The sequence below is a fragment of the Kocuria carniphila genome, from assembly GCF_004136555.1.
Classification (GTDB): domain Bacteria; phylum Actinomycetota; class Actinomycetes; order Actinomycetales; family Micrococcaceae; genus Kocuria; species Kocuria carniphila.
Map to the genome: position 1 here is coordinate 130,371 of NZ_NOIT01000007.1, position 15,817 is coordinate 146,187.

Consider the following 15,817-nt stretch of genomic DNA (forward strand, 5'->3'; position numbering starts at 1 on the left):
GAGTTCCCAAGTGGTGTACGCGATTGTCCGCGCAGGCGGCCGCCAGGAGAAGGTTTCCGTTGGAGACCTCGTGACCCTTGACCGCGTCGCCGGCGAGGCAGGCAGCACCATTCAGCTTCCTGCACTGCTGCTGGTCGATGGGGACAAGGTCACCTCCGATGCCAAGACCCTGGCCAACGTCAAGGTCACTGCCGAGATCATTGAAGACCTTCGCGGTCCCAAGATCTCGATCATGAAGTACAAGAACAAGACCGGGTACAAGAAGCGTCAGGGCTTCCGCGCCGAGCTGACGACCGTCAAGGTCACCGGCATCGACGCCTGAGTCACCCCGTCCCGTCAATTTTTAAACGAAGGTAGGCACACACCATGGCACATAAGAAGGGCGCGAGCTCCACTCGCAACGGTCGTGACTCGAACGCTCAGTACCTGGGCGTGAAGCGTTTCGGCGGTCAGACCGTCAGCGCCGGTGAGATCCTGGTTCGCCAGCGCGGCACCCACTTCCACCCGGGCCTGAACGTCGGCCGCGGCAAGGACGACACCCTGTTCGCCCTGTCCGCCGGTGCCGTCGAGTTCGGCACCCGCCGCGGTCGTCGCGTGGTCAACATCCAGATCGCCGAGTAATTATCTTTCGGACCCCAGGGTCCACCCGCTTTCCACTGGTATCCCGTGGACGGCGACCACTAAAGGGTGGGCGCGATACGCGCTCACCCTTTAGTCTTTACAACTAGAGGTGTTCGCTGTGCATTCGCGGCAGCGTAGGCACCGAGGACTTTAAAGGAGCCCCGTGGCCAGTTTTGTCGATCGAGTCATCGTGCACGCTACTGGCGGCAATGGCGGTCACGGTTGCGTGTCCATTCGCCGTGAGAAGTTCAAGCCGCTCGGTGGACCTGACGGCGGCAACGGTGGAGATGGCGGTTCCGTGATTCTTCGCGTGGACGGCCAGTCCACCACGCTGCTGGGTTTCCACCATTCACCCCACCAGAAGGCTCCCAATGGTGAGCCCGGCAAGGGTGATCTTCGCCACGGGTTCAAGGGGCAGGATTTGATTCTGTCCGTTCCCGATGGAACGGTGGTGAAGGATCGCCAGGGGAACGTGCTGGCGGACCTGCTGGGCGAAGGTACAGAGTACGTGATCGCCAGCGGTGGTCACGGCGGTCTGGGAAACGCCGCACTGTCGTCCCAGAAGCGCAAGGCTCCCGGCTTCGCTCTGCTGGGTACACCCGGTGCGGAGCAAGAGGTCGAACTCGAGCTGAAGTCCATTGCGGACATCGCGCTGGTGGGTTTCCCCTCCGCCGGTAAGTCGAGTTTGATCGCCGCCATGAGCGCGGCCCGTCCCAAGATCGCGGACTACCCCTTCACCACATTGGTTCCCAACTTGGGTGTGGTGCAGGCCGGTGACACGCGGTTCACCGTGGCGGACGTTCCCGGTCTGATTCCCGGAGCCTCCCAGGGTAAGGGATTGGGACTGGAATTCCTGCGCCATGTGGAGCGCTGCGCGGCACTCGTGCACGTGATCGACTGCGCCACGCTGGAGCCCGGACGTGATCCGCTCACGGACCTGGACGCGTTGGAGGCCGAGCTGGCCCACTACGCCCAGGACATTCAGGACGACGCCCAGGACACCGTGCCGTTGACCGAGCGCCCCCGCATGGTGGTACTGAACAAGATCGACGTACCGGAGGCCCGTGAGCTCGCGGACTTCATCCGCCCGGATCTCGAGAAGCGCGGTTACCGCGTGTTCGAGGTCTCCACGGCTTCCCACGAGGGCTTGCGGCAATTGGCCTTCGCGATGGCGGAGCTCGTGGCGGAGTCCCGCACGGAGAATGCACCCGAGGACGCCGACGAGCAGACCCGAGTGGTCCGTCCCGAACCGGTGCGCAACCGCCGTGGAGAGCATCGCAAGGGCTTCAGCATCTCCCGCGATGATCGCGGCGGAGAGCCGCTGTGGCACGTGCGCGGTGAGAAGCCCGAACGTTGGGTGCAGCAGACAGATTTCAACAATGACGAAGCCGTGGGGTATCTCGCGGACCGTTTCGCCAAGCTGGGTATCGAGGACGAACTGTTCCGTACCGGTGCCCGTCCCGGTGATGCAGTGTTGATTGGCCCTGAAGACAATGGCGTGGTCTTCGATTGGGAACCCACCATGGTGGGAGGCGCGGAGCTGTTGGGCGGCCCGCGCGGTACGGACTTGCGGTTGGACGAAACGAACCGTCCCACGCGTCGTGAGAAGCGCGAACAGTTCTACGACCGCATGGACGCGAAGGCGGAGGCTCGCGCCGAGCTCGAAGCCGAACGCAAGGCAGGTGTCTGGACCGAGTCCGTGGACCAGGCACGCAGCCGCCAAACTGATCAGCGTCGAAAGGATCTCCCCGAGCATGAGTGAAAAAACGACCACCGAAAAGATTGACGTCGCAGCTGTCGAACAGGATGCGGCCAAGTCGGCCATGCAGTTGAGCACGGAGAACCGCGGAAAGAACCGCCGGTCTCCGATCACCGAACGCGCCCAGCTGCCCCAGGCACGACGCGTGGTAGTCAAGGTGGGATCGTCTTCGCTGACCTCAGTCGAGAACTCCATTGACGAGAACGCGCTCCGCAGCATTGTGGACGCACTCGGCGGCGCGAAGGCTCGCGGCACGGACGTCATTTTCGTGTCCTCGGGTGCCATCACCGCCGGCCTGTCACCATTGGGCCTCGCCAAGCGCCCCAAGGATCTCTCCACCAAGCAGGCCGCGGCCTCCGTGGGTCAGGGCCTGTTGATCTCGCGCTACACCGATTACTTTGCCCGTTACGGCATCACTGTGGGCCAGGTGCTCGTGACGGCGGAAGACCTCATGCGTCATTCGCAGTACAAGAACGCGCACCGCCAGATAGAGCGTCTGCTGGACCTGGGCATTCTGCCCATCGTCAACGAGAACGACGCCGTGGCCACTCACGAGATCAAGTTCGGTGACAACGACCGCATAGCAGCGCTGGTGGCGCACCTGATCAAGGCCGATGCGCTGTTGCTGCTCTCCGACGTGGACGCCCTCTACACCAAGCCGCCCAAGGACGGCGGCGAACGCATCGCACGCATCGACGACCCGATCGCTGACCTCGAGGGCGTGGAGATCGGTTCCGTGGGTCGCGTGGGCGTTGGCTCCGGCGGCATGGTGACCAAGGTGCAGGCGGCGCGTATCGCGGCGGCGTCGGGCATCCCCGCCCTGGTGACCTCGGCGGGCAACATCAACGAGGCGCTGGCCGGCGAAGACGTGGGAACCTGGTTCTCCACCACCGGCGGTCGTCGCAACGTGCGTTTGCTCTGGCTGGCGCACCTCGCCGACATCAAGGGCACGCTGACTCTCGACGACGGCGCTGTGGAAGCCATCCGCGGTCGCCGCTCCTTGCTGGCCGCGGGCGTCAACGCCGTCACCGGCAAGTTCACGGCGGGTGACCCCGTGTCCATGGTCGACAAGGAGGGCGACGAGGTTGCCCACGGTCTGATCAACTACGGCTCGGACGAAGTGCCCGGCATGCTGGGTAAGCGCACCGATGAGCTGGGAGACGAGTTCGGTGAGGAATTCGCCCGCGAGTTGATCCACGTGGACAACCTGGTCACGCTGCGTCCGCGTTCCGCCAAGACCAAGCTCAAGCAGAACCCCGCAAAGTAACCCGGGCAGAAATTTACGAGAAGTACGCTGATGCAGGCGCCTCCCAAGGGCGCCGCACCGACCAACATCCAGGAGGACTCTTGGCCGAGAAAGACACTTCAGGACTGACCGCACAAGAAACGTTTGGCGAAGACCCCGTGGTGGGCGTCGGCCTCATGGCCGACGACGCGCGCCAGGCTGCTCGAGGACTCGCACGAGCTCCCCGAGCGTGGAAGGACCGTGCGCTGCTGCTCATGGCTCAGCGCATCGAAGAGCGATCCGACGTCATTCTCGAGGCGAACGGCAAGGATCTGGAGCGCGGACGAAAGAACGACACGTCGCCGGCGCTCCTGGACCGTCTCAAGCTCGATGCCGCCCGCATCAAGGGACTCGCCGACTCGCTGCGTGAACTGGCTGCGTTGCCCGATCCGGTGGGTACGATCGTGCGCGGCCAAATCCTGCCCAACGGCCTGCGGATGCGTCAGATGCGCGTGCCCATGGGCGTGGTCGGCGTCATTTACGAGGCTCGCCCCAACGTGACCGTGGACATTGCAGGCATCGCCGTGAAGTCCGGCAATGCCGCCATGCTGCGCGGTGGCTCCGCCGCACTCGAGTCCAACCGTGCACTCGTTGGTATCCTGCGCGACGCACTGACCGATGCTAAGCTCCCCGTGGACAGCGTGCAGACCGTGGATGACTACGGTCGCGACGGCGCCAACGCTCTGATGGGTGCTCGCGGCAAGGTGGACGTGTTGATCCCGCGCGGCGGTCGAGGACTGATCCAGTCCGTGGTCAAGAACGCCACCGTGCCGGTCATCGAAACCGGTGAGGGCAACGTGCACGTGTTCATCGACGAGTCCGCCACCCCGCAGATGGCCGAGAAGATCGCCGTGAACTCCAAGACGCACCGCACCTCCACGTGCAACTCCGCGGAGACCCTGCTGCTGCACTCCAAGGCTGAAGCCAGCAAGCAGGTACTGGCGGCCCTCGACAAGGCCGGCGTGAAACTACACGTGGACGAGCGTGCGGCACAGTTGCTGCCCCCGGGTTCGGACCACCTGCAGGCCACGGAGGAGGACTGGGAAACCGAGTACCTGGGCATGGAAATGGCCGTGAATGTCGTGGACTCCCTGGACGAGGCGCTTGAGCACATCGCCAAATACTCGACCGGTCACACCGAGTGCATCGTGACCAACGATCTGACCAACTCGGAGCGCTTTGTCGCGGAAATCGAGTCGGCGGCCGTGATGGTCAACGCCTCGACGCGATTCACCGACGGTGGTCAGCTGGGTCTGGGAGCCGAGATCGGCATCTCGACTCAGAAGATGCACGCGCGCGGCCCCATGGGCTTGGAAGAGCTGACCACCACCAAGTGGGTTGTCCAGGGTGACGGCCACGTGCGCTCCTGACAAGTACCATGTAATCAACCGCCCCCGGGCGGATCGCACTGTTGACACCGGAACCGCCCGGTAGCAGAAGGGAAACCGCACAGACATGTTGCACCTGTTGAACAACGCCGCTCTGTCCGCCGAAGAAGGCGGACACCATGTGGTGAACGAACTGCCCATCCCCACGGAGATGTTCGGCGTGATCGCGTTCATCTTGTTCATCCTCATGTTGATCGCCACGGTTTCCTTCTCTCCTCGCGGCAAGAGCCCGGAGATCGGCCAATACGAGGACCCGTCGGAACTGCCCGCCAACGAGCGTGCAATGATCAACGACCTCAATTCACCGCGTCAGCACTGAGCCGTCGGTAATTCTGACTGCGTGAATCCGATCGATTCTTCAGCCGTGGCTGAAGGCACCGAATTGCACATCCCACCGCGCCAGCCGGGTAAAACCCGGCTGGGCGTGATGGGTGGCACCTTCGACCCCATCCACCACGGTCACCTTGTGGCGGCGTCCGAGGTCGCTTCGGTCTTCGACCTGGACGAAGTGGTCTTCGTGCCCACCGGTCAGCCGTGGCAGAAGGCCGGTAAACAGGTCTCGGACGCCGAACACCGCTATTTGATGACGGTGGTCGCGACCGCCTCCAACCCTCGCTTTACGGTGTCCCGTGTGGACATCGACCGCGATGGCCCCACGTACACCATTGACACGCTGCGCGATCTGTCGCGGCAACGGCCGGATGCGCAACTGTTCTTCATCACCGGTGCGGATGTCATGGGGGAGATCCTCACATGGAAGGGCACGGACGAGCTCTGGAACCTGGCGCACTTCGTGGGTGTCACTCGCCCGGGGCATGAACTGGCCGCGCCGGTGGGATCATCCAGCGTGTCCCTGTTGAACGTTCCCGCCATGGCGATCTCGTCCACGGACTGCCGCGCTCGTGTCGAAGAGGGTAGCCCCGTGTGGTACCTGGTGCCGGACGGTGTGGTGCAGTACATCAACAAGTACGGTCTCTATGTCCAGGAGAAGCACACTTCGACCACCTCGCTGGCGGTCGAACGCGACGCCCCGAACGGACATCAGGAAACCAGCAGGAGCATGTCGTGAGTGAGCCTCGTTCCGAGAAGAACAATCCCGAGACTTCCGGGGATCCGCAGGAGCCAGTCTCGTCCGGGGCGGAGCACTCCGAGTCCAGCAACAACCAGGAGGATTCCACGGTCGCGCCGTGGACGTCCGAGGTTCCTCAAGTTCCCGGTCCTGCGCCCATGATCGAGTTGGACGGCCCCGTAGACTCGGGCCCCGTCAAGCCTCTGGGGCCCCGTCGACTGGCCAGGTTGCAACGTGAAATGGCCGCTCACGCCCAGGAGATTCAGGAAGCGGAGCAGGCCAACGCGGGTGAAGTGGACCAGGACCTGCTCATGAAGCAGCAACGGTTCGCGGAACTTGCTCTGCGCGCCGCGGCGGCCAACGAACAGGATCGGAAGGACGCTGAGGCGGCCCTGCGAGCCGCTGAATCCGAGTCTGCAGTCGGTGCCGACGGGGAAACCTCTCGGTCTGCCGAACAGGACACCATTACGGTCTCGTTCCCGCAGTCTTCGCCCACGGGATCATCCCTGGCCGCAAACCCCTTGACGGTGGACCCGGGTCAGTTCCCGAGCTCGCCGCTCGCTGCGACCTCCGGACCGCACACCGTGTCGATCAATCTGGTTCCGGCTGCTCCTACCCGGGCCCACGACAAAACTGCCGCCGTCACCGACGAGCCCTCCGAGGAATGGACCGCGAACCGACCTGAGGAACGGCACGAACCCGCACGAACGGCGTCGTCCTCTCAGAACCGTGGGACCGTCCGTACAACCGCAGCCGAACCCAAGACCGAGGCCCAGCGCGAGTCTGACGTCGAGGTGCCGTCCACAGCCACTCCCGGGGCACCCGAACCGGTGCCCGCGGAGACCGTCAGTGCGCCCGGCACACCGGTTCGCGCCGTGGACTCTGAAGGTTTGAACCTGCTGGACCCCAAGGACTACAAGCAGCGATCCGGAGCTCTGGTTCCGCTGCTCGTGTTGCTATTCCTGGTCATTGCCGCACTCATCGCGGTGCTCATTATCTTTGTGCTCTAAATCTTTAGTCTCTGAAAGGACTCACCCCTCTGTGACTGCATTTCCCGAATCTGTCGAGATCATTCGCACTGCGGCCCTGGCCGCGGATGAGAAGAAGGCCGAGAACATCGTGGCGTTCGACGTCAGCGATTCCCTGGCCATTACCGACGCGTTCATGGTCGCCTCTGCCCCGAACGAGCGACAGGTCTCGGCCGTGGTCGATGCCATTGAGGACAAGCTCATCGTGGAGCACAAGGTCAAGCCGCTGCGCCGCGAAGGCCGGGGAGAAGGCCGCTGGGTGCTCCTGGATTTCGGTGACATCGTGATCCACGTGCTCCACGACGAGGACCGCGCTTTCTACGCTCTCGAGCGGCTCTGGGGGGACAGCCCCAAGATCTCGCTGAACCTTCCCGAGCGGGTTTCCGCACCTGACGCCGACGCCGCTCAAGGAACCTCCCACGCCGAATAACGGCACGGTTTCCGGGCGGCCACACGTATGCAAACTCGATTTGCACGGCGGCTAAATGACTGTCTAGGATAAATGCGTTGCCCACGGGGAACACCGCGGAAAACGGACGAACAACCGGCAACGGTTGGGTGTACGGACTGTGGTAAAGTCTTCGAGGTAAAGCACGGGGCTATGGCGCAGCTGGTAGCGCACCTGCATGGCATGCAGGGGGTCAGGGGTTCGAGTCCCCTTAGCTCCACATAAGTTGAGAAGATCGAAACCTGCCCCGTCTGATGACGGGGCAGTTTCGTGTTCGGGCCGGGATCGTCTGCGGTGCTGCTGCTGCCGGACGCGAGGACGCTGGCGGCAGGCTCTACCGGGACAAACGTGGTGTTCTCGTCCTCGTCCACGATGATCTGCTTGAACAGGGCACGGTTCAGGATGCGGCGTTCAGAAGGTTCGCACTTGCTGTAGAGGTCGCCGAGATCGGTGAGGATGTCGGTGATCTGGTCGAGGCCTCCGCGAGCGCTAGTGTACGTGGTGGCAAGGCTGTCGAGCCTTTTGGTTATCTGATCGAGGCTGGCGCGGATGCGGTCTTGTTCGCTCTTGAGCAGGTCAAGCGGGATCGCGTCGGCGTAGTGGGCTTGGACGAGCTTGAGTCGTTCGGCTTCGAGCTTGTCGCGCTGGTTGGTCAGCAGGGCGCGTTCGTCGTCGCTGCAGGCTTCGAGCTGGTCGAACACCTGGTGCAGCACCGCCCGGACGTGCTTTGCCTCATCCTCGGTGAGGCCGTTGCTGCTGTATGTTGTTTCGATGCGCTTTTCGAGTCGGCTGGCAAGGATCGCCGAGCGGGTGCAGCCGTTCCTTTTCCGGCGCCGGCCAGAGCAGGTGAAGTATTCGTAGCGGTCGCCTTGCTTGTCCCGGGGCCGTTCGATCATGAGCTTGGCGCCGCATGAGCAGTACAGGCTGCCCTTGAGGTAGTGGTCGTACTTCTGCGGTCGTTCCCTAACGGCATTCTTCGCGCCGAGCTGGGTCTGCACTCGTAGCCAGGTCTCGGGGTCGACGAGCGGGGTGTGCGCACCGTCGTAGGTGATGCCGCGGAAGGTGACGGTGCCCTGGTAGTAGAGGTTGGTCAGGATCTTGTGCAGCCCGGTCGTCGTGACCGGCTTGGCCGGCTGGGCAGGTGTGGGCCGGGTGGTCAGGCCGCGGGCCTCCAGTTCGCGCGCGAGGGATGAAAGTGACCAATCGCCGGTGGCGTAAGCGGTGAACGCGAACCGGATCAGGTCCGTCCGCCCGGGGTCGAGTTCGACGTCTCGGACCTCGCGGCCTTTGGCATCGGTGCTGCGCACGTTGAGGTAGCCCAGCGGGACCTTGGTCGGGGTACCGCCGATGGTGGCCTTTTGGACCATGCCCTTGACGACTTCCTGGGCGAGGTTGAGGGAGTAGAACTCGGCCATCGAGGCGAGGATGCCGTGCATGAGCATCCCGGAGGGGGACTCGTCGATGTTCTCGGTGACCGAGACGAGGGTGATGTTCGCCCCGCGCAGCGTGGTGTGGATGATCGCGTCATCGAGCCGGTTGCGGGCCAGCCGGTCGACCTTGTTGATGATGCAGTACCGCACCGGGTTCGCGGCGATGTAGTCAAGCATCTCCTGTAACGCCCGCCGATGGGCGGTCTTGGCGGACTCGCCGGGTTCGATGAACTCCTTGACGATGACCGCGCCGAGCTGCTCGGCCTTACGCTCGGCGGCTTCGCGCTGTGCAGGGATGGACAGGCCTTCTTCGAGGCCGTTGCGGGTGGCTTGGTCCTTGGTGGGGACCCGCAGGTAGGAGATCGCCGGAACCAGCCCGCCCGGTAGCTCCTCGCCGGCCGGAGCCGGCTTCCGAGTTGCCCCCGCGGCGAGGGTTCGCAGCGCTGCGAGGTCGATGCCGGAGGGTAGGTCGATGAGTGTCATCGGGGTGACCGCCTTTCAGGTGCCCAACCCCGTGGGGGTGGGCGTCTGGGGCGTCGGGTGGCGGTCACGTCAGGATGCGAGAAGAACACCCCCGGATCAGGGGCTTAGGGATTGGGTGCCAGCGACGCCATGATCGTCGTGTTCAGTATCGATTCTACCGCTGTGGGTGAGTAGACCGCGAAGGTAGTCGCCGGTACGGCCGGTCCCGGTGTCCTCGCCGGCTGCGCGCAGGGCGAGGCGGATGAGGACTTCCGCGAGTTTCTCCGCGTCGACCTCCTCGTGCCGTTCATAGCGGACCCGGACTGGCCGGTCTGCGTCCGGTCGGTCGGCCTTGCGGTGGTAGGAGCGCACCATCACCGTTCACCGTTCCCGCTGCTGGTTCCCGCGGGGGTCTCGGAGTTCGCCGGTGGCCTGGTCGATGGTGGCGAAGAATGCGTCCTCGGCGTCCTGGCGTTGCCGGACCTGGTCTACGACGAAGTCGACGAACTCCTGGTCCCGGTCTTCGATGAGGACGTCTTCGACCGGTGGGGCGGGCTCTTCGCCGGGCCAGGTGGTCTGCCGTGTGGGGCGGTCGCGGTCCAGGCGGGTACCGCAAGCGGCGACCCAGTCCCGCAGCCGCTGACGGGCGTCGGCGAAGTCGCGGTGCCAGCCGATGGGTGCGGAGCCGTTCTGTTCGGGGTCGTAAGCGCATAGCCAGTGCAGGTGCAGTGCAGATAGTTCCCAGAGCAGTTCCGGGTGGTGGTGCCAGAACGGCGGGATCACTGCAGCGGCTAGCCCGTAGGTGTGACGCAGCCAGTCAACCCACCGGTTCAGTTCCAGCCATTCCTGCTCCAGGTCGTGGGCGGAGAGCAGGTTCCAGTTGATCGGGTGCGGCGGCCCGCCCAGGGCCACACCGCCGAGGTCGTCGTCCAGGTCGTCCAGGCCGTCCAGGCCGTCCAGGTCGTCGAGGTCGAGTTCGTCGGGGTCGACGTCGCCAGGATCAGGTCGTGATGTCTGCTCGTTCATCGTCTGGGGCCTCTCCGGTTCAGTGGCCCAGGACCGGCGTGTCGGCGGCCGGTCGGGTTTGTGGAGCGTCGAAGGGGTGGTTCTGTTCGCGGGTCGGGCCCTCGCGCTCTGCGGTGACGCCGGCGCGGCGGGGCGTGCGGTCGACGTCGTACCGGGTGCGGGCGGTGTCGTGGCCGATCTTCTTGGCGACGAACTCTTCGCCGTCGATGTGCTGTCCGGCTCGTTCGTAGCTGTAGTCGTGGGCGTAGCCTTCGGCGACGAAGTTGTCGCCTTTGGCGAACCGCTCGTGGGCGCGTTCGGCGGTGGCCCGGTACATGACGAGGTTGCCGAAGGTCGGCTCCCCCTTGGTGAAAGATCCGTCCTGTTCGCGCCGGTAGTTCTCCTGCCCGAAACGGGCGTACAAGCGTGCCTCGCCGCGCTCGGTGTAGGTCAGCTGTGGGTCGGTGGCGATGAACCCGGAGATGGACTGTTGTGTGCGGATAGCCATCGGACTATTCCTTCCTGACATGGGCCGCGTCCCCGTGAGTCGGGGCCGCTCCTGTCAGGCAGGTGCACACACCACCCCAGCACCGGATCAGGAAGCAGGGCGTTGGAGGAGGGCTTCGATCCCGGCCCGGTCGGCCTTCAACCTGGCCGCGTCTGTCCGGGACGGCCAGGCGCGTAGATCGGTCACGATCGGGGGTGCCGAGCGCAGCAGAGTGACGCCGGTGCCGAACGGCAATGTCCTGATCCGGTCCGGTGGCAGGATCGCGACGCGGCGGATGGAGCGTTGGTTGGATCGGGTGCCGTGATCGCCGAGGGTTACGGAGTCGGTGTACTCGTCGCGTTCGCCGATGAGAGTCGAGAGGTCTTGGAGGTCTCGGGAGTTGGAGGCGCCGCCGAGGATGATCTTCACGATGCTGGCGTCCCAGATCGCTCCGGCGGCGTTGTCATTCCACTTGTTCCGTGCCTGCGCCAACGACTGCAACACTGGGAGGGTGGTGATGCCGGTGCCGCCGCCCTCGGCCATCAGGGTCGGCAGGCTCGGGAGGGGTGCGAGGTTGCCGATCTCGTCCAGTGCGAGCAGCAGGGGCGGGTCGAGTCGTGCGCCGGGTGAGCGTGCGGCGATGCGGCGGGCGGTTTCGATGAGGTCTTCGACGAACGCGGCGACCAGGGCGGCGGATGCTCCGGCGCCGGCACCGGTGGCGAGTAGGTAGAGGGTTCCGCGCTCGTGGATGAAACGCTCGGGGTCGAAGCCCTCACCCGGTCCTGGTGAGACGGCGTCGAGGACGCGCGGGTCTGCCAGCGCTCCGAGGGCCAGCGCTACGCCCTGCCAGATCGAATCCCTCGTTTTGGGGTCGGAGTCAATCATTGCCCCGAGCGAGTCCGCCCACCCGGTCGACGCCTGCGCCGAGTTCGACAGGATGGCCACGGCTTCGGCGGCCGCGGAGGGGTCGAGGGTCCACCGGAATAGCTCTGCCGGCGGCCGCTAGTCGAGGGCGGCGGCGTGCAGGAGGGCTTGGAGTGCGGTGCGGGTTTTGCCTTCCCAGAATCCGCCGGATTCGACCCCGCCCGCGGACAGGCCAGTGGCCCCGGCGAGGCCGGTGGCGCGGATCATCGCCGTCAGCGGGTTTTCACAGCCGCGTACCGGTGACCAGCGCAGTCCGGCGGGGATGCCTTCGGCGAGGTGTTGGGGGTCGAACACCGCCACCGGGCCGAGACGCTGGCGGGCGCGGAGGGTGGCGGTGAGGTTGTCCGGGCGGGTACTGGTGGTGACGACGGCGCCGGGTGCGTCGAGGATCGCCGGGATCACGATGTGCAGGCCCTTGCCGGAGCGGGGTGGGCCGATGAGCAGGATCGAGTCCTCCACGCTCGCCCACACTTGCCGGCCCTTGGAGGTGCCGATCCGGTAGCCGACATCCGCCGGCTCTGGGTTCTCCAGTGATGGGCGCAGTGTTCCGGCGCGGCGCAGGAGCGCCTTGGCTGAGGCGGTCTGGGTGACGTCGTGGCTGGTGGCGGTGCCGGCCAGGCGGCGCGGGTCGGTCTCGGCCGTATGGGCATGTCGGCGCAGCCGGACCCACACCCACCCGATGCCGGTGGCGAGGCCAGCGAGCAGGGCCACGGTGATACTCCAGTACGCCACCGGGTTCAGTGCGTCGGCGTCGAGGGCTGCCGCCGGGTCGGCAGGGTTGAACAACACCCCGAGCCCGGCGGCTGGGCCAGCCTCGGGCTGGGGGGTGCCGGTGAGGAGCGCGGCGACGGACCCGGAGGCGCGCAGGAGGAGCGCGACGCCGAACATGCCAATCAGGCCGATGAGGGCGGCGTTGGTCAGCTCATCGCCGAAGGAGCCGGCCTGCCGCTGCTGGGAAGCATTCACGGTAGCCGCCGCACGTGCGTGGTGCCGGAGACACGACCGAACAGCACACGACCTCGCCCGTTCCCGTGCGCAGCAGGGACGCGAGCTGGCTCGTGTCGAGAAGAGTGCGGGCCGATCCGGTGCCGGTGGCGTCGGTGTGGGAGACGATGACCGCGATGGCCACGTCCTCGCCGGGCACGAATCCGTCTGCGGTGATCTCGGCCAGTACCGGTCTCTGGGTGCCCTTGTCCTTGGCGTGCTTGCCGCGCGGGTCCTCAGGTTCGGTCTCCGGCGGTTCAGGTGGGGGGCGGCGCCGGCCGCGGACGATGTCGGTGAAGACACTCCCATCGGCCTCGCGGACCTCGATACGCACCGTGATCGTCCGGTCGGCGGTGATGGCATCGAGCAGAGTGCCGAAGGTGTCCCGGGTCCACGCCTGGCCCTGCGATGGTGGAGGGAAGTCGGTGCCGTCGACGGTGACGTCCAGGACGCCGGTCTCGGTGACGGTGATGATCACGTGCGGCAGCAGGACCGGGGTGTCTTCCGGTCCCTGCCCGGCGGCACGGTGTGGGGGTTTGCGGGTCATTACTTCACCCCCGAGGTGAGCCGGGAGCTGGTGTCAAACAGCTCCAGCTCGGCCGGATGCAGCTGGTGCTGGGTGACGAAGGCCCGGTCTTTGATCCGCCAGAGCCCCTGCCCGACACCCAGGGTCGGCAGGAGTTTCTGCTCGGTACCGGTCAGCCCGAGTGCTTGGGCGGTGAGGCCGAGCTGATCGGACTCTTGGCGGTAGACGATCCGAGTCTCGGCGTTCGCGAGGAGGCTGTTGGCCAGGGAGCGCATGGCGGAACCGGCGTCGCCGACGTTGTCCAAGTCGGAGAGCTTGTGGAAGATCAGCATGTTCGCGATCCCGTAATGCCGCGCCAATCTCCAGTGGGCGTCCATCCGCCTGAGCAGGGCCGGGTGGGACAACAGCCGCCAGGCTTCGTCGTAGATCACCCACCGTTGGCCACCGGCCGGGTCCAGCAGCTCGGACTCCATCCATGCACTGGAGCAGGTCATCAGCACCGAGATGAGCGTGGAGTTCTCCGTCACCCGGGACAGGTCCAGGGAGATCATTGGCAACGACGGGTCGAAGGTCACCGTGGAGGGTCCGTCGAAGAGGCCTTGGAGATCGCCGGCGACCAGGCGGCGCAGGGCGTGGCCGACGAGCCTGCCGTCCTCGGCCAACCGTCCGTCCGCGTTTTCGTTGGGGGTGAGGATGCGCTCGACGACCGTCGGCAGGATCGGCACGCTGTTCTCCCGTACCGTCTCGGTCAGCGCGATGTCGATCGCCGTGTGCTCCAACGGCGTCAACCCGCGGGCCAGGACGGTCTCGGCCAGCGCGCCGATGAGATCCCGGCGCCGCGAGGCGACCGTGATGGCCCATTGCGCATCCGAGAGCCCCGATGGGCGGTGGCCCTCATCGAGCGGGTTGAGTCTTGTGTTGAGGCCGTGGCCCAGGACGATGGCGCGTCCGCCGACCGCCTCCGCGACGGCAGTATGCTCACCCTTCGGGTCGCCGGGGACGTAGACCCTTCTGCCGAAGGGCAAGCTGCGCGTGTAGAAGGACTTCGCCAAGGAGGACTTGCCGGAGCCGACGATCCCGGCGAGGACGACGTTGGGGGCGGTGATGACCCCACGGGCGTAGAGGACCCAGGGGTCGTAGACGAAGCTTCCGCCGGAGTAGAGGTCTTGGCCGACGAATACCCCGTCGGCGCCGAGCCCGCCTTCGGCGACGAACGGATACGCCCCGGCGAGGGTCGCGGACGTGTCCTGATGCTGGACCAGCCGGAACCTGCCTGGGGTGCGCAGCGTCGCCGGCCCGGGTTCACCCGCGGCGGGTAGGTACCTGGTGGCTTTGCGTTCGGCGCGTTCGGCATCGGCTTTGGCCTTCGCCGCAGTCTGCTCGGCGCGGCGCTGTTCGGCTTGGAGACGGGCGGCCGCAGCGCGGCGCTGCTTGCGCAGCCGGCGTCTCTCCGTCGCGGGTGCGACCAGCACCGAGGTGTGCAGCTGTTCGGGCTCGCGCGCGTTCACAGCGACAGCCCCCGCCCGGCCGATTCCGACGATCGGGCAGGGCTGGCGAACCAGTCCTGCTCCGCCACGAGAGATGTCCGCAGCGACCGCTCCGGCGTGGATTTCCTCGTGGGACGGACGGTGTTCGTGTCGAGAGGACCGACGCCCGCGGTGGTCTCGCGGGCGGACACCACGTCGGCATCGTCCAATGCCAGCTCGGGTGGGACTGTGTGCTGGCGGAGCAGGCTGACATGCCCCATTGCCGGGTTGTAGGTCAACGCGTAGTCACCCTCGGTCACGACCCGGTCCAGTGCACCGGCCGGGGGCGCATCGTAGACGTAGCCGTTCTCCAGCGCGGCGTCGGTGGTCTCGTCCCCGAAATCCCATTGGGCGAGGTGGGTGATGGCGGAGTCGGGGCCGTCGCGGTCGATCAGGTCCAGCACCTGGTCGGCCTCCACGCCATGTAAGAACAGCACGGAGACCCACCGCCGTGCGGCGCCCTCAGTGAGCGGCTCGTGGGAGATGGCGGGTTCAGGGTGCCAGGCGATCCGTCCCGAATGGGAGAACGCGGCGTCGAGGCGGTCATGGACCTGATCGAGCAGGATGCCGGCCTGATGTAATTCGTCGGCGGCAGCCAAGGCGTTTTGTGAGCCGGCGACGTGATTGCCGTCGTCATCGTGAGCCCGGTCGCGATGGGTCAGGTGTGTGTTCGCGAGCTGGTCGAGTACCTGCCGCAGCGAGCGGACTCCGGCGGCCAGGTCACCGAACACCTGGTACGTGTCGGCCGGGTCGTCGAAGACCCGACTGGCGTGGGCGAGACCTCGCAGTGCTTCGGATGCTTCAGCGGCGTCCTTGAGCGGGTCGTCGTAGGTGGGCATGACAGTTCTCCTGTGACGAGAGCGGATCGGCCACCG

14 protein-coding genes, 1 tRNA gene and 3 pseudogenes are annotated in these 15,817 nt (G+C 65.8%); 11 read left to right on the top strand and 7 right to left on the bottom strand.

Annotated elements, in window-relative coordinates:
- Positions 1–10: 10 nt before the first annotated feature.
- The 11 genes from rplU (at position 11) to EWV37_RS15675 (ending at position 8,512) form a co-directional block, all read left to right on the top strand.
- Positions 11–322: a 50S ribosomal protein L21 gene (gene rplU / locus EWV37_RS06770; RefSeq protein ID WP_095798212.1), complete on the top strand. Its 312-nt coding sequence runs from the start codon at positions 11–13 to the stop codon at positions 320–322.
- Positions 323–366: 44 nt separating this feature from the next.
- Entirely contained in the window at positions 367–621 is a 255-nt protein-coding gene (gene rpmA, locus EWV37_RS06775) for a 50S ribosomal protein L27 (protein ID WP_095798211.1), read from the top strand.
- Positions 622–784: 163 nt separating this feature from the next.
- Complete coding sequence (obgE, locus tag EWV37_RS06780) at positions 785–2,383, top strand: GTPase ObgE (RefSeq protein WP_095798210.1); 1,599 nt, start codon at positions 785–787, stop codon at positions 2,381–2,383.
- Positions 2,376–3,647, top strand: coding sequence for a glutamate 5-kinase (gene proB, locus EWV37_RS06785; RefSeq protein WP_095798209.1), 1,272 nt, complete (start codon positions 2,376–2,378; stop codon positions 3,645–3,647). The genes obgE and proB overlap by 8 nt, the downstream gene beginning before the upstream one ends.
- 155 nt (positions 3,648–3,802) lie before the next feature.
- A complete protein-coding gene (locus tag EWV37_RS06790; protein WP_371514752.1) occupies positions 3,803–5,035 on the top strand; it encodes a glutamate-5-semialdehyde dehydrogenase in 1,233 nt (410 codons plus the stop codon).
- A gap of 85 nt (positions 5,036–5,120) precedes the next feature.
- Positions 5,121–5,372, top strand: a complete 252-nt coding sequence (locus EWV37_RS06795; protein WP_095798207.1) for a hypothetical protein — start codon at positions 5,121–5,123, stop codon at positions 5,370–5,372.
- A 63-nt stretch (positions 5,373–5,435) separates the two neighbouring features.
- Entirely contained in the window at positions 5,436–6,122 is a 687-nt protein-coding gene (gene nadD / locus EWV37_RS06800; protein ID WP_380098535.1) for a nicotinate-nucleotide adenylyltransferase, read from the top strand.
- Positions 6,119–7,132 carry a hypothetical protein gene (locus EWV37_RS06805; protein WP_129700622.1) on the top strand — a complete coding sequence of 338 codons (1,014 nt, stop codon included), beginning with the start codon at positions 6,119–6,121 and terminating at the stop codon, positions 7,130–7,132. Before nadD ends, EWV37_RS06805 begins: the two co-directional genes overlap by 4 nt.
- A 31-nt stretch (positions 7,133–7,163) precedes the next feature.
- Positions 7,164–7,580 (top strand): ribosome silencing factor, encoded by a 417-nt coding sequence (rsfS, locus tag EWV37_RS06810; protein WP_129700624.1) that lies wholly within the window; start codon positions 7,164–7,166, stop codon positions 7,578–7,580.
- 165 nt (positions 7,581–7,745) lie between these two features.
- A tRNA-Ala gene (locus tag EWV37_RS06815) sits at positions 7,746–7,818 on the top strand.
- 34 nt (positions 7,819–7,852) lie between these two features.
- A complete protein-coding gene (locus tag EWV37_RS15675; RefSeq protein ID WP_238663108.1) occupies positions 7,853–8,512 on the top strand; it encodes a hypothetical protein in 660 nt (219 codons plus the stop codon).
- Here the strand turns inward: EWV37_RS15675 and EWV37_RS15850 are convergent.
- The 7 genes and pseudogenes from EWV37_RS15850 to EWV37_RS06855 all read right to left on the bottom strand — a co-directional run.
- Positions 8,423–9,511, bottom strand: a pseudogene (locus EWV37_RS15850) (recombinase family protein); the annotation flags it as partial. The gene EWV37_RS15675 and the pseudogene EWV37_RS15850 sit on opposite strands and share 90 nt — an antisense overlap.
- A 360-nt stretch (positions 9,512–9,871) precedes the next feature.
- Complete coding sequence (locus EWV37_RS06830; protein WP_238663109.1) at positions 9,872–10,516, bottom strand: hypothetical protein; 645 nt, start codon at positions 10,514–10,516, stop codon at positions 9,872–9,874.
- Positions 10,517–10,535: 19 nt separating this feature from the next.
- On the bottom strand, positions 10,536–11,003 hold the full coding sequence (locus EWV37_RS06835) for a single-stranded DNA-binding protein (RefSeq protein ID WP_129700626.1): 468 nt from the start codon (positions 11,001–11,003) through the stop codon (positions 10,536–10,538).
- 87 nt (positions 11,004–11,090) lie between these two features.
- Positions 11,091–12,794: pseudogene (locus EWV37_RS06840) on the bottom strand (type IV secretory system conjugative DNA transfer family protein).
- A gap of 74 nt (positions 12,795–12,868) precedes the next feature.
- Positions 12,869–13,437: pseudogene (locus tag EWV37_RS06845) on the bottom strand (hypothetical protein).
- On the bottom strand, positions 13,437–14,924 hold the full coding sequence (locus tag EWV37_RS06850; RefSeq protein ID WP_129700628.1) for an ATP-binding protein: 1,488 nt from the start codon (positions 14,922–14,924) through the stop codon (positions 13,437–13,439). The pseudogene EWV37_RS06845 and the gene EWV37_RS06850 overlap by 1 nt, the downstream one beginning before the upstream one ends.
- A complete protein-coding gene (locus EWV37_RS06855) occupies positions 14,921–15,781 on the bottom strand; it encodes a hypothetical protein (RefSeq protein WP_129700630.1) in 861 nt (286 codons plus the stop codon). The genes EWV37_RS06850 and EWV37_RS06855 overlap by 4 nt, the downstream gene beginning before the upstream one ends.
- Positions 15,782–15,817 lie beyond the last annotated feature (36 nt).